Genomic DNA, 14,499 nt, shown 5'->3' on the forward strand with positions numbered 1-14,499 from the left:
GTATGGAAAAGTATTTAATGGCCAACGGTTTGCGCTTGGCATATGACGAGTTTGGCAAATCAAACGACCCGGCAATTGTGCTTATAATGGGCTTAGGCACACAAATGGTCGCTTGGCCGGAGCCATTTTGTATTGCCTTAGCAGAGCGCGGCTATCGAGTGATTCGCTTCGACAATCGAGACATTGGTTTATCTCAAAAAATCGAGGTCAAGAAAGATGTAAATATCCTGAAGCTTCTATTCAGAAAACGAATTGGCCTAAGTTTACGAGTTCCCTACACGCTGCGCGACATGGCCGCAGACACAATCGGATTACTAGACCACCTAGAAATTGACGCCGCACACTGGGTTGGCGCTTCAATGGGCGGCATGATTGCTCAAATATTAGCGGCTGAATATCCACAACGCAGCCTATCGCTTACATCAATTATGTCCACCACCGGCAACCCCGAACTCCCTCAAACCAACTGGAGAGTGTCTAAACAACTGATCAGCCGCCCCAGCAACAACGACGAAACGGCTTATTTGAAGCACAGCCTAGAAACTTGGAAAGTCATCGGCAGCCCAGATTACCCGCCGAATCAAGATGAATTGACCGACCGTATTTTGTCGGCGGTGCGACGGTCTTATTACCCTAAAGGCTATAAAAATCAAATGGCCGCAATACTCGAAGGTGGCGACCGCCGTGGCCTGCTTCGCAAAATTTCGGTGCCGACCATGGTGATCCACGGCAAAGCCGACGTCCTGGTTCCGGTCGAAGGCGGCATTGACACGGCTGCCAACATTAAAGATGCAAAACTCGAACTTATCGAAGGCATGGGGCACGATCTACCCAAGCAGCTGCTGCCTAAGTTTATTGATCTTATTAGCGCCAACGCACAACTTGCTAACAACTAACTAACAACAAATACCCCTGCACGCGGTAACGGCTCAATCAATCCAGCATTAATGAGCACGCGCGCCGTCGTTCGCCACAGCCACATTAGCAGGCGGTTTTGCAAAGATGATTTTGCGCAAACCTGAAAACGAAAATTTACGCCAAGCCATATCGGTTTGGCGTAAACGGTCAGCGAGAATGTACATAGCCAACGGATTAACTCCGATGCCCAAATGACTGGCTGGCACCTGAATACTCTCAGCCAAGTCCGACTCTGCCTGTATAGACCCTTCCCATGCCACAATGCCGTCAGTCTTGGAATAAATTGACGTAGTCGGGACTGGTGGAGCCGTGCTCAAACTAAGACGACGGGTATACTCTAAATCGGAAGGTTTACCATTGATCGCTTGAAATAATCGATGCGCATTCGAGTGACGCGTTCTTCCTGAAATCGGGCTCCCTAGAGAAATCACGTTTCTCACTACATCTGGGCATGCCTTTGCCACTTCTCGAGCAAATAGCCCGCCTAGACTCCAACCAACGAGAGATACTTTACCGCCTGTCTCGTCAGCCACCTCACGCACTAATGCCACCATTTCAGCTTCGAGGTGATCATCAAAAATTAAATTGGTCCCGAGCCCCCAGCCATATGAGCGATAGCCCAAGTCACTCAACAGCTTACGCATTGGCTTAGTCGAACGATCACTCCCGCCGAAACCTGGAAACACAACAACAGCATGCCCATCGCCTTTCGGGAGACGCTTCAATAACGGCTTCAGGGCATAAAAACTCTGCCACTCAAAAATTGCCCGAGGTTCGGCGTAACGCCAAAAACGGAACTGCGCACGACGAAACAAGCTCAAAGACATTACCCTACTCCAATTTATCATTGTTATAGCTGCAGCTTACCGCTCCAAGCGTAATTATTCGACCCCTTTTTCGACCATGAGTTGTGATTATCAGGTTTGTCGTGCAAATTTTGTTACAATCGAGATCTTAGTCAGTTAGCCACATTTTCCCATGACCGTTACCATTAAGAACAACGAAGAAATCGAAAAAATGCGCATTGCCGGCCGCTTAGCCAGCGAAGTGCTCGACATGATTGAAGAGCACGTGAAACCGGGCATTACTACCGACGAGCTCAACACGATTTGCCATGACTACATCGTTAACGAGCAAGATGCAATTCCTGCGCCACTCGACTATCGAGGCTTTCCAAAATCTATCTGCACCTCGGTAAATCACGTAATCTGCCATGGCATACCCGGCGACAAAAAGCTCAAAAAAGGCGACATAATCAATATTGACATCACCGTCATCAAAGACGGGTTTCATGGCGACAATAGTCGAATGTACTATGTTGGAAAACCTAATGTACTAGCAAAACGGCTATGTGAAGTCGCCAAGGAGTCGATGTTTGTCGGCATTAGAATGGTTAAACCTGGAGTGAAATTGGGCGATATAGGACATGCTATTCAACAACATGCCGAAGCCAGTAACTTTTCGGTTGTACGTGAGTATTGTGGCCACGGTATTGGGCGTGTGTTTCATGAAGAACCACAAGTCTTGCACTATGGCCGACCAAACACCGGAATGGCACTGCAAGAAGGCATGACCTTTACTATCGAGCCGATGATCAATGCCGGCCGCAAAGAGACCCGCCTGCTCGCCGATGATTGGACTGTTGTAACTCGTGACCACTCCTTGTCAGCCCAATGGGAGCACACTATCTTGGTAACCAGCGACGGCTATGAAATACTCACAACGTCAGCCAATGCGGTACTTCCTTAACTAGTAATATTCGCTTCTCTACGCGATTAACCGGTGAACGAGTCTATGCACTTTGCCAAAAGCAAACTATTTAATCGCGCGACATTTAAGCACTCGATTCGTGATGCCGAGACATTACCAATCGCGCCATTTAAGGCGGCTATCAAAAAGGCTTTGGCGGTTTTAGAAGAACAGCAGGTGCAAGGGGCATCTTCAGCTGATTTGGTAGGCCACTTTACGTGGATGATCGACCAATTACTGATCCTCATTTGGAATCACCAGAAACAATCACTCGACGACCGAGTCCATCTGGAATTGGTTGCAGTTGGAGGTTATGGACGCGGTGAACTGCATCCCCGTTCAGACGTCGACCTATTAGTTCTACTGAAGAAAGACCAATACGACGAAGCGAAAGAGTTTGTGGAGTCATTTTTACGCTTTCTATGGGATATTGGTCTGGATATCGGCCACAGCGTTAGATCTATTCGCGATTGCGTTAAAGAAGCGCGCAGCGATGTCACGGTAATGACCAACTTGCTCGAAGCGCGTCACCTAGCCGGCGACAAGGCATTATTTGAGTTACTAGACACTAAAATTCGAGCCCCAAGAATGTGGGCACCTGACAAATTCTTTATAGCCAAGACCCAAGAACAAGAGCAGCGCCACGCCCAATATCAAGATACCGCCTACTCATTAGAGCCCAACCTCAAAGAGTCACCCGGTGGCTTACGCGACCTTCAAACAATCTTATGGATTTATAATCGCCGCTACGGTGTTCGCTCATTTCGTGACATGGCTGAGCAAAAGCTCATTGACCGCGATGAGTACCGCATCCTTATACGAGCGCGCAACATCCTTTGGCGAATGCGTTCAGGGCTTCACCTAATTACGCAACGACATGAAGATCGCTTGCTATTCGACACACAGCGAACCTTGGCCGATGACTTCGGTTACCTCGACACCTCGACGCACTTAGCGGTAGAACAGTTGATGAAGCGATACTATCGCACCGCCAAACAAGTCATGTATCTTAATGAGGTGCTACTGGCAAGCTATCGGGTCACACACAGCAAACGCATTTCATTGGCGGTCGGAAGAAATCTTAACGACAACTTTTTGTTGAAGAACAAAATGATTGAGCAGCGTTCTAGCAAGGTATTCAAGCGTCAGCCAAGTGCTATGCTAGAACTCTTCAACTTGATGCAAGAACACAAAATCACGGTCATCCATCCGGATACCATTCGCTCTATTCGAGCCAACCTTGACCTAATTAACAACCAGTTTCGCAGCGATCCTGACGCCCATAAACGCTTCCTAGCGTTATTTAAACACGAAGGTGACGGACTCACTAATGCACTTGCGAGAATGAATGCCTACGGCCTGCTGGGCGCTTACCTCCCGTCATTTGGTGCGATCGTTGGACAAATGCAACACGACCTGTTTCATGTTTATACGGTTGATGGTCATACACTTAAGGTAATTGAAAACCTAACACGCTTACGCAAGTACCCTGACGAATTCCCAATGGCCAGCGAACTGCTAGCCGACCTGTATAAGCCCGAACGACTATTTCTCGGTGCGCTGTTTCATGATATTGCCAAAGGCCGCGGCGGAGATCATTCTGAATTGGGCGAGTCAGACGCCTACGAATTCTGCATCCAACATGGCTTAAGTGAGTACGACGCGCGATTAGTCGGCTGGTTAGTGTTGAAACACCTCATGATGTCGCACTTCTCCCAACGGCGCGACATATCCGACCCAGACGTGATCAAAGAATTTGCCGACATCGTTGGCGACATTGAACATCTAGACAATTTATATTTACTGACTTTAGCCGATATACGTGGCACCAGCCCCAAAGTGTGGAATGCATGGAAAGGTCAGTTATTGTTAGAACTATATAATGCAACCCGCAAAGCGCTGCGCCAAGGTGTAGCTAAACCACACAATGTCCGCGAACATGTCGAAGACGACAAACGCGCCGCGCTAGAACTGATTACTCAGCAACTTGGCGAAAAAAGCGTCAATGAAGAGCTTATACAAACGTTTTGGAATACCCTTCCTGGCGACTACTTTGTGCGCAATGAACCCTATTACATTGCATGGCATGCTAGCAGCCTGCTGCTATCTTCGGCAATCGACATCCCGCTAGTCACAACTCGATACAGCGAACGCCTTGAAGCCAATATGTTCTTCGTATTTGCACCTGAAACCAATAAGCTCCTGACGCAGGTAACCGGAGCTTTTGATCGCATGGAACTAAACATTATTGAAGCACGGTTACAACTTAGCTCCAACGGGTTTGCGCTCTACACCTTTAACGCAACGGTTCCAGAATCAGACACCGCGCGAAGTAGCGACTATGCACGCTTTATTGAGGCACGTTTACGCAAATTAATTATAGAGCACAGTGGAGAGAAATTTGTCGCTCGCAGTCACTCGTCACGCGCGCTAAAGCACTTCCCGATCGAACCACGAATTACCTTCCTGTTCACCAGTAAGAGCTACACGACAATGGAAGTGGTTGCGCAAGACCAACCCGGCTTATTACATAATGTTGCACGCGTTCTACAGACTCACAATTTGATTCTGCTAAGCGCCCGTGTCGCGACTTTTGGAGAACGTGCGGAAGACATATTCTACATTCGACACGGAGACCACTCCCCGGTGGTTGACAAAAACCTACTCCAACAGCTTGAGTCAGAGCTATCTGAAGCACTAGACAAACGCACTTCTGCCCAAAAACAAGCCTAATCGCAGCAACAACCACATTTAGGCTAGCAGTCTAATTGCGCATGTTAGATAATTCTGCAAATTTTACGCTACCAACTTCTTCTTATTCGTATGTCTGAACAATTGCAATCCATTATCGACCACGCCTTCGAGAACCGCTCGGAAATTAAACCCAACAACGTCGACCCTCAAATCAAGACCGCGGTTGAAAGCTGCATTGAATTACTCGACCAAGGCAAGGCCAGAGTCGCCGAAAAAATAGATGGCGAATGGCAAGTCAATCAATGGTTAAAAAAAGCGGTATTGCTCTCTTTTGCTATGCGCGACAACGAATTGATGCCAGGTAGTGAAACCAACTATTTCGACAAGGTGCCATCAAAATTCGCTGATTATGACGAAGCAAGGTTTCGTCAGGAAGGGTTTCGTGTAGTCCCACCAGCAGCCGTACGCAAAGGTTCATACATTGCTCCGGGCGTCGTGCTTATGCCTAGTTACGTTAATATTGGCGCCTACGTCGATAGCGGCAGCATGGTTGATACCTGGGCTACCGTCGGCTCGTGCGCGCAGATCGGTAAAAACGTTCACCTGTCTGGTGGCGTCGGCATTGGCGGCGTGTTAGAACCCATTCAAGCTGGCCCAGTTATTATTGAAGACAACTGCTTTATTGGCGCGCGCAGCGAAGTCGTCGAAGGCGTCATTGTCGAAGAAGGATCAGTAATCTCGATGGGCGTCTACCTAGGACAAAGCACAAAAATTCTAGACCGTGAGACCGGCGAAGTAAGCTACGGCCGAATTCCGGCTGGCTCCGTCGTGGTGTCGGGCTCCATTCCTAGCAAAGATAATACACATAGCTTGTATTGCGCAGTGATCGTAAAGAAAGTCGATGCCAAAACTCGCAGTAAAACCGGCTTAAATGAACTATTGCGGGTCGATTAACACTCCTTATATTATGAAAACTACCGACACCGACCGTCCAACCTTAGCGCTAACTAAGCAGCTAATAGCAGCGCAATCTGTAACCCCAAATGATGCTGGATGCCAAATGCTGATGACCGAAAGGCTCAGCGAATTGGGCTTCCATATTGAAGCCATGAACTTCTCAGACAAACACGGCACGGTACAGAACTTTTGGGCAAGACGCGGCAACGCCAAACCGTGCTTAGCCTTTGCTGGCCATACCGATGTGGTTCCCACCGGCGATTTAAAACAGTGGGAAAGTGACCCGTTTACGCCCACTGAGCGCGACGGAATGCTCTATGGACGTGGCACCGCCGACATGAAAACCTCACTCGCCGCATTCGTTACGTCGATTGAGCGCTTCGTTAGCGAGCATCCGGACCACAAAGGCTCAATTGCTTTATTAATCACCTCAGATGAGGAAGGCCCCTCCACCTGCGGTACGGTAAAAGTGATTCAAGAGCTCGAAGCACGTAGTGAAAAAATCGACTACTGCCTAGTTGGTGAACCAAGCTCTACTAATCAGCTAGGCGATGTCATCAAGAATGGTCGTCGTGGGTCATTAGGCTGCGTATTAACTATTTTAGGAACCCAAGGTCATGTCGCCTACCCTCACTTGGCCGACAACCCTATTCATCGCTGCGGTGCAGTGATCGAAGCTCTAACAAATATCGAATGGGATCAAGGCAATGAGTACTTCCCACCGACCAGTTTTCAAATCTCAAATATTAATGGTGGAACTGGCGCGACCAATGTAATTCCAGCAACCACAACGTTGACGTTTAATCTACGCTACTCAACTGAAATCGATGAGGCTGGCATAAAGCAAAAAGTTCGTGATGTCTTGGATCAACTCGATATGCAATATGAGGAGGATTGGACCTTATTCGGCCTACCGTTCTTAACTGAAAAAGGCGCCTTAGTAAACGCCTGTCGCCAAGCAATCAGTGACGAGTGCAACATCGAGTCAGAATTATCGACCTCTGGCGGCACTTCCGACGGGCGTTTTATCGCTCCGACTGGCGCACAAGTCGTAGAACTAGGTCCAGTGAACGCAACTATTCACAAGGTCAACGAATGTGTGGATATTAACGCGCCAGATCAACTTTCACGGATATACGAAGGCGTTCTGAGAAACCTTCTACTGTAAAATCTGGCGCTAATATGAGTCTACGTAATGCGTTGATTTTACCAGCAACGCATTACCATTGATGGCTATTAGGCTCCGCCCGAAGGACGGGTTTCCTCTAGCTCCATTTTGTTAAGGCTGTCAGTTCTAAACAAATGGAACGCGTGATTGTTGGCAAACGCAACAACGTATCCATCGTATTTCCAGAGCGTATAAGTCGCGTGGGTTCCGACCGGCGCAGTCATACTCAAAGGTTCACCTAGAGTTTGACGCACTTGGTCTTCACTCTTCCAACGAATCTGATTAATATCTTGGGCTAGTGCTGTGTTTAGGAGTCCGCTAAATAGGGCGATCACAACAACGAAGGTTGTTGATTTTAAACGGCTCGGCGATGTAAATCGTCTAACTGTATGATTTAACAATTTAATTTCCATCCTTCAGGGTTAGGGTTACGTGACATTAGCAAAGAACCTCAACGAGAGCAATCTCGCATTGCGTGCCACGAATAAAACTACTCGTTAAAAATCCACCTATCAGACTGTTTAAAAAGCTATGACGCCGATTAACGCCGCGAAAAAAAACACCACCTCTAATATGGTGTCACATTTCAATTACTACTGGCTGCTGCAGCTATTTGCCGTTGCCCTAGCGTGCTCCGCCCCAACCACTCATGCCAATGATTTGACATCCCTTGAAGACTCCATCAATGCCGCAGAAGCGCATTTTGACGACATTATTGACGGCGCAGAGAAGAACATTCGCTGGCATCAAAACCAGTTAATTAAGACCGAATACTCTATTGTTTACCTACATGGATTCTCCGCTTCCCGACAGGAGCTCAATCCACTTGTTGACGAGCTAGCCGATGAATTAGCGGCCAACGTCTTTTACGCACGCTTGCGTGGCCATGGCCGATCAGCAGATGCAATGTTGGACGGCAATGTAGCAGCCTGGCAACAAGATACACTTGACGCGTTCAAGATTGGGCAATTAATCGGTGAAAAAGTAATTCTAATTGGCACCTCAACTGGTGCTACCTTAGCTACTTGGCTGAATAGCCAAAGCAACAGCACTCAGGCAGCAGCAAGCATTCTGATTTCACCGAATTTCAAGGTTAAGAGTCGCTCAGCATCAATGGTGCAATGGCGGCTTGGATTGTGGCTGGCAAAACAGCTAAACGGCGATTACCACTCATTTAAGCCGCATAACGAGTTTCATGCCAAATACTGGACCGAGCGTTATCCGCTGGATGCCGTAGTACCAATGCTAGACTTAGTAGATCTAGTCGAAGAGATAGATAAATCGTCTATCAAAGTTCCACAACTAATCGTTTACTCGCCAAACGATCAAGTAGTCGACGTCAATAAAATCAAGCAAGTTTCGATGCAGTTTACCGGCACTAAGGTCAGCTTAGTGCCTTTCACAAGCTCCAAAGACCCTGCCCAACATGTGCTAGTCGGTGACTCCAGCTCACCAAATGAAGTCGCTGATATGCGCGCATTAATTATCGACTTCTTACGAACCCTGGAACGTTAGTACCGCCCTAGCCTACCCAAACTCGGGCATTGCGAAACATTCGCATCCAAGGCCCATATTCGCCCCAACTCGGATCCTGCCACGAATTGGTGACGCTACGGAATATACGCTCAGGATGCGGCATCATAATAGTGACCCTACCATCAGCATTACTCAGACCAGCAATGCCATTCGGTGAACCATTAGGGTTTGCCGGATAGTGCTCGGTCGGCGCACCGCTATGATCGATGTAGCGCAACGCCAGCAAGCTTGATTGATCTTGCCCTGAATATTCTGCTCGACCTTCACCGTGAGCCACAACCACAGGCAGCTTAGAACCTTGCATCCCACTCAGGAATAAAGAATTGCTGTCTTGCGGAATTTCCACCTGCACTAAACGGGCTTCGAATTGCTCAGAAGCATTACGTACGAAGTGAGGCCACTGCTCAGCTCCAGGAATTATTTCCTTAAGATTGGACATCATTTGGCAACCATTGCAAATACCCAGCGCAAATGCATCTTGGCGAGCGAAAAATGCCGAGAAAGTATCGCGCACCATTGGATTAAACAAGATCGATTTAGCCCATCCCTCACCGGCTCCTAATACATCACCATAAGAAAAACCGCCGCAAGCAACTAGCCCATTGAATTCAGAGAGGTCGGTTCGACCTGCATTTACGTCACTCATCGTGACATCGACCGCCGTAAAACCAGCTTGGGAGAATGCCGCCGCCATTTCAATATGACCATTCACGCCTTGTTCTCGCAAGATAGCCACGCGCGGCTTATTGCCACCAATAAACGGTGCTGAGATATCCTTATTACTATCAAACATTAACTCTGAGAACAAACCTCGGTCTTCGACATCCAAAATACGATCGTATTCTTGCTGAGCGCAACTAGGGTTATCACGTAAGGACTGCATCTGATAACTCGTCTCCGACCAAGCTCGGTGTAAATCAACACGCGACGCATTCAGCACCTGCGCATCGCCAAACGCAATCGAAACCTTATCGCCAGACACGGCCTTACCTAGAGGCAGCAGAGCGTGCGATATGTTTGCCTGATCGAGCACAGTATTAACGCGTGCCAACTGCGAATCGGCAATTTGCAACACAACACCTAATTCCTCATTGAATAATACGGATAAGCTGCTTGACTGATCACCGCTAAGCTTAATATCCAAACCACAGCGACTGGCAAATGCCATTTCCAATAACGCGGTAACTAAACCACCGTCAGAGCGATCGTGATACGCTAACAACAAGCCATCTGCGATCATTGTTTGTATCGCCAGCAAGCCGCTCTTTAACAACGTCGACGAGTCCACGTCGGGCGTCTCGGTACCGACCTGACCAAACACTTGCGCTAAAATAGAACAACCTAGACGCTGTTGACCGCCAGACAGATCTAGCAAATAAAGGCCAGACTCCGATGCAAGATCGAGCTCTGGCGTGCAAGTCTTACGAACATCGTCTACTGGGGCAAAGGCGCTAATAATGCACGACACTGGCGCCGTCACACTGCGCTCTTTGCGTTGCTCATCGAGCCACACACTTTTCATCGACATCGAATCCTTACCAACTGGAATCGCAATCCCGAGCTCAGGACATAACTCCATGCCAACAGCCTTCACGGTAGCGTATAGCGCCGCATCATCACCGGAGTGGCCACCTGCCGCCATCCAGTTTGCAGACAATTTAACCTCAGATAAATCACGAATATTTGACGCCATCAAATTGGTAAGCGCTTCGCCAATCGCCATTCGACCACTGGCCGGCGCATTGACGGAGGCCAACGGTGTGCGCTCGCCCAATGCCATGGCTTCGCCACTCGCTCCAGTATAGGCACTGGTAGTAACCGCAACATCACTGACCGGCACTTGCCAAGGACCAACCATTTGATCGCGCGCAATCATGCCGGTAACACTACGATCGCCAATGGTTATTAAAAAAGATTTATCCGCCACCGCCGGACAAGCCAACACTCGAGCTAACGCTTGCTCTAGTGACACTCCAGAAAAATCTAATTCGGGAGGGTTACGGTCGGCGCTTTCGACATTGCGTAGCATTTTTGGAGGCTTGCCAAACAGCGTCGCCATCGGCAAGTCAATCGGTGTTTGCTGACGTGGGCTAGCATCAGCAAACTGTGGGTCTTCGAGCACTAAAAGCTCATCGTCCGTGGCTTGCCCGATGACGCAATACAAACAGCGTTCACGCGCGCAAATTGCTTCAAATTCAGCTAAACGTTCTGGGGCAACGGCGAGCGTGTAGCGCTCCTGAGCTTCGTTACACCATATCTGCATGGGCGACATACCAGGCTCATCGTTAAGCACCTTACGTAGATCGAAACGACCACCGCGACCCGCATCACCAACTAATTCAGGAACCGCATTACACAATCCGCCGGCACCGATATCGTGAATCGAAATAATTGGATTGTTGTCATCCATCGCCCAACACGTATCGATCACTTCTTGGCAACGTCGTTGCATTTCAGGGTTACCGCGCTGCACCGATGCATAATCCAATTGCTCAGAGCTCTTGCCCGAAGCAACACTCGACGCGGCTCCGCCGCCCAGACCAATCAACATGGCTGGACCGCCCAATACAATAATGTAAGAACCGTCAGGTATAATATTTTTTTCTACATGCTGACCACGAATATTACCAAGCCCGCCTGCCAGCATAATAGGTTTGTGGTAACCGCGAACATCGTCCGGTGACGCAATAGCCTGCTCATAGGTACGAAAATATCCGGCAATATTAGGTCGACCGAACTCGTTATTAAACGATGCGCCCCCAATAGGTGCTTCCAACATAATCTGTAACGGCGAAGCGATACGCGCAGGTTTTGCTTCCGGCCCTTCCCAAGGCTGAGGTAATTCAGGCAATCGTAAGTTTGATACTGTGAATCCGGTTAAACCCGCTTTTGGCTTAGAACCCCGACCAGTTGCACCTTCATCACGAATTTCCCCACCAGAACCGGTCGCAGCGCCGGGGAACGGCGATATGGCGGTCGGATGATTATGCGTTTCCACTTTACACAGAATATGAATTGGCTCTTTCACTGAAGCGTATTCATGGCATGCTGGATCCGCATAAAAGCGCTCACCTTCAGAACCTTCTAACACCGACGAGTTATCAGAATAAGCCACGAGAGTGCCCTTACTATTCTGGATGTGGGTCTCGCGGATCATACGAAATAGCGAATGAGCTTGAGCCTCGCCATCGATAATCCAATCGGCATTGAATATCTTATGGCGACAGTGCTCGGAATTGACCTGAGCGAACATCATTAACTCGACATCAGTAGGATTTTTGCCAAGCAAGGAATACTGCTCAAGCAAATAATCAATTTCATCATCTGATAGCGCTAAACCCAACTGCTGATTTGCCGATTCAAGCGCCGGTCGACCTTCGCGCTGTAACGGTACTTCGAAAAGCGCCTTAGGCGTTTCATGCCGAAATAGCCCCGCTGCTTGGTCAATATCTAAAACCACTGATTCCGTCATTGGATCATGCAGTTCAGCCGCAATGACAAGCAATTCTTGCTCACTAAATGGTTTATCAGACTCTAAATAAAACACTATGCCGCGCTCTATTCTCTCGACCGAACTCAGGCCGCAATGATGCGCGATATCGGTAGCTTTGGTTGCCCAAGGGGAAATCGTGCCTAACCTCGGGATTACAAAAATTAATTGGCCTTGATGCTCTACTTCCGAAGTATGCGGTCCGTAAGCTAACAGACGAGTTAGTTTGGCCAGTTCAGCATCTGACAATGCAGGCGATTCAGGATGTAAGGAAATAAGGTGTTGAAATTCCGTCCGACACTGTTTCAACGAAGGGAACTGCCGTTGAACCTCATTCAATAATTTCTGAATTCGAAAATTGGAGAGGGCTTGACCGCCACGTAATCGCAACATGCTGACTTCCGATATAATTTAATGTGTTCATTCAGGGCAAACTGAACGAGAAACGCCAGATCGTCACTCGACTAATCTGGCGCGCAAATAACCTTTTCCGACGCTTAGAGGGCTAGACCTAGACGGCTAGCAACTGCCTCATATGCTTCGACAACGCCGCCTAAACCTTTCCGGAAGCGGTCTTTATCTAACTTTTCACGAGTTTCAATATCCCAAATTCGACAACCATCAGGACTAAATTCATCACCAAGAAAAAGCTGATCGCCCTGCTTACCGAATTCAAGTTTAAAATCCACCAGCAGCATTCCAGAATCAGCAAACAACTTACTAAGAATATCATTCACTTGCAGCGTAGTTTTTTGCATATAGGCTACCGCTTCAGGGTCTGCCCAACCAAAGGTCGCAATATGAGACTCGTTTACCATTGGGTCATGCAGAGCATCATTCTTCAGGAAGAATTCAAATGTTGGCGGCGACAAAGTCATGCCATCCTCAATACCGAGGCGCTTACAAATTGATCCTGATGCAACATTGCGTACCACGCACTCGACCGGAATCATGTCCAACCGGCGCACTAGAGACTCCGTGTCTGATAGCAATTCAATAAAATGTGTGGAGACACCATTGGCTTCCAAATGCTGCATGATAAATGCATTAAATTTATTATTGACCATACCCTTGCGATCGAGTTGCTCAATACGCTCCCCGTCAAACGCCGAGGTGTCGTTACGGAAATGTAAAATTAACGCATCATCACGGTCTGACTTGAAAACCGATTTAGCTTTACCACTGTATATTTCTTCGCCACGTTGCATAGTGTCCTCGCTACCTAATTGCGATGTATTTGTTAAACTGCTTCAAATAACTAATTGTTCAAAATACGTTCAAATACACGATTACTACTATTGGCAGAAACAATCGCACCTGAACGATTTAACACAGAGACATGAGACACACCTTTCTTTTCAACTACTTGCAGTGCGCAATACTCTAAATTTTCAGACTTCTCACGAGTGAAAAATGACCAACCACCACGTTTTTGAACTGTAACATTGTCATCCACAATGTCTCCACAACCAATTGAGAACCGACCAGCGGACTCATTTCGAGCAAAAATGGTGACGTCGGAGCGCTGTAAATTTTCAGCCAAATATTCCCATGCTCGATCAAATGATGCGTCAATCTCAAGTACCGCTTGATCGTCATCAACCGTCACAACTCGCGCGGCGATAAACTGATCGGCATCATTAACCGAAGAATCAGTATCCTTAATCAACGTCGGTTGCGCTTGAACCGCTGCCGGCTGAGGTTCGGGTTCAATCAAAACCACATCTTCAGGAGTCGTACTAGGATCGTCGTTACTGGATGGCAAAACTTGCTCACGCGCCGGCTTCTTTAACGGAGGCAAGGAACGCGCAGAGCGATAATCAGCACTGTCATCGACGGTCTGGATCACTCCTCGACTGCCACAGCCAGCAATAGACAGCAATAACACTAGACTCATAAGCAAGGTCAGCGGATTGACCACTGAGCGTGTACTAACGGATGGGGATAGAGGGCTGGTCTTCACTAAATGATTCCTCGGTGTCGTACT

The 14,499-nt window shown here is 48.1% G+C and carries 11 protein-coding genes; 6 read left to right on the forward strand and 5 right to left on the reverse strand.

Translation table 11 applies throughout. The features are described from left to right. Positions 1 to 2 precede the first annotated feature (2 nt). Entirely contained in the window at positions 3 to 896 is an 894-nt protein-coding gene (locus DFR28_RS07730) for an alpha/beta fold hydrolase (protein ID WP_113953759.1), read from the forward strand. Between the two features lie 48 nt (positions 897 to 944). On the opposite strand, the gene DFR28_RS07735 is transcribed toward DFR28_RS07730, so the two are convergent. Then, on the reverse strand, positions 945 to 1,745 hold the full coding sequence (locus tag DFR28_RS07735) for an esterase/lipase family protein (RefSeq protein WP_113953760.1): 801 nt from the start codon (positions 1,743 to 1,745) through the stop codon (positions 945 to 947). A 151-nt stretch (positions 1,746 to 1,896) separates the two neighbouring features. Between DFR28_RS07735 and map the strand changes: the two genes are divergently transcribed. The 4 genes from map to dapE all read left to right on the forward strand — a co-directional run bounded on the left by map (position 1,897) and on the right by dapE (position 7,486). Next, a complete protein-coding gene (gene map / locus DFR28_RS07740) occupies positions 1,897 to 2,667 on the forward strand; it encodes a type I methionyl aminopeptidase (protein WP_113953761.1) in 771 nt (256 codons plus the stop codon). A gap of 45 nt (positions 2,668 to 2,712) precedes the next feature. Next, entirely contained in the window at positions 2,713 to 5,400 is a 2,688-nt protein-coding gene (glnD, locus tag DFR28_RS07745; protein ID WP_113953762.1) for a [protein-PII] uridylyltransferase, read from the forward strand. A gap of 90 nt (positions 5,401 to 5,490) precedes the next feature. Continuing rightward, positions 5,491 to 6,315, forward strand: a complete 825-nt coding sequence (gene dapD / locus DFR28_RS07750) for a 2,3,4,5-tetrahydropyridine-2,6-dicarboxylate N-succinyltransferase (RefSeq protein WP_113953763.1) — start codon at positions 5,491 to 5,493, stop codon at positions 6,313 to 6,315. Positions 6,316 to 6,328: 13 nt separating this feature from the next. Then, entirely contained in the window at positions 6,329 to 7,486 is a 1,158-nt protein-coding gene (gene dapE / locus DFR28_RS07755; protein WP_113954539.1) for a succinyl-diaminopimelate desuccinylase, read from the forward strand. A gap of 68 nt (positions 7,487 to 7,554) precedes the next feature. On the opposite strand, the gene DFR28_RS07760 is transcribed toward dapE, so the two are convergent. Continuing rightward, positions 7,555 to 7,887, reverse strand: a complete 333-nt coding sequence (locus DFR28_RS07760) for a hypothetical protein (RefSeq protein WP_170132015.1) — start codon at positions 7,885 to 7,887, stop codon at positions 7,555 to 7,557. 130 nt (positions 7,888 to 8,017) lie between these two features. Between DFR28_RS07760 and DFR28_RS07765 the strand changes: the two genes are divergently transcribed. After that, positions 8,018 to 9,001: an alpha/beta hydrolase gene (locus tag DFR28_RS07765; RefSeq protein WP_113953765.1), complete on the forward strand. Its 984-nt coding sequence runs from the start codon at positions 8,018 to 8,020 to the stop codon at positions 8,999 to 9,001. Positions 9,002 to 9,008: 7 nt separating this feature from the next. On the opposite strand, the gene purL is transcribed toward DFR28_RS07765, so the two are convergent. From purL to DFR28_RS07780, 3 genes are all read right to left on the reverse strand, one after another. Continuing rightward, a complete protein-coding gene (purL, locus tag DFR28_RS07770) occupies positions 9,009 to 12,905 on the reverse strand; it encodes a phosphoribosylformylglycinamidine synthase (protein WP_113953766.1) in 3,897 nt (1,298 codons plus the stop codon). A 104-nt stretch (positions 12,906 to 13,009) separates the two neighbouring features. After that, positions 13,010 to 13,720: a phosphoribosylaminoimidazolesuccinocarboxamide synthase gene (gene purC / locus DFR28_RS07775; RefSeq protein WP_113953767.1), complete on the reverse strand. Its 711-nt coding sequence runs from the start codon at positions 13,718 to 13,720 to the stop codon at positions 13,010 to 13,012. A 50-nt stretch (positions 13,721 to 13,770) separates the two neighbouring features. Next, entirely contained in the window at positions 13,771 to 14,475 is a 705-nt protein-coding gene (locus DFR28_RS07780; protein WP_147250951.1) for an outer membrane protein assembly factor BamC, read from the reverse strand. Positions 14,476 to 14,499 lie beyond the last annotated feature (24 nt).

The sequence above is a fragment of the Arenicella xantha genome, from assembly GCF_003315245.1.
In the GTDB taxonomy this organism is placed as follows: Bacteria; Pseudomonadota; Gammaproteobacteria; order Arenicellales; family Arenicellaceae; genus Arenicella; species Arenicella xantha.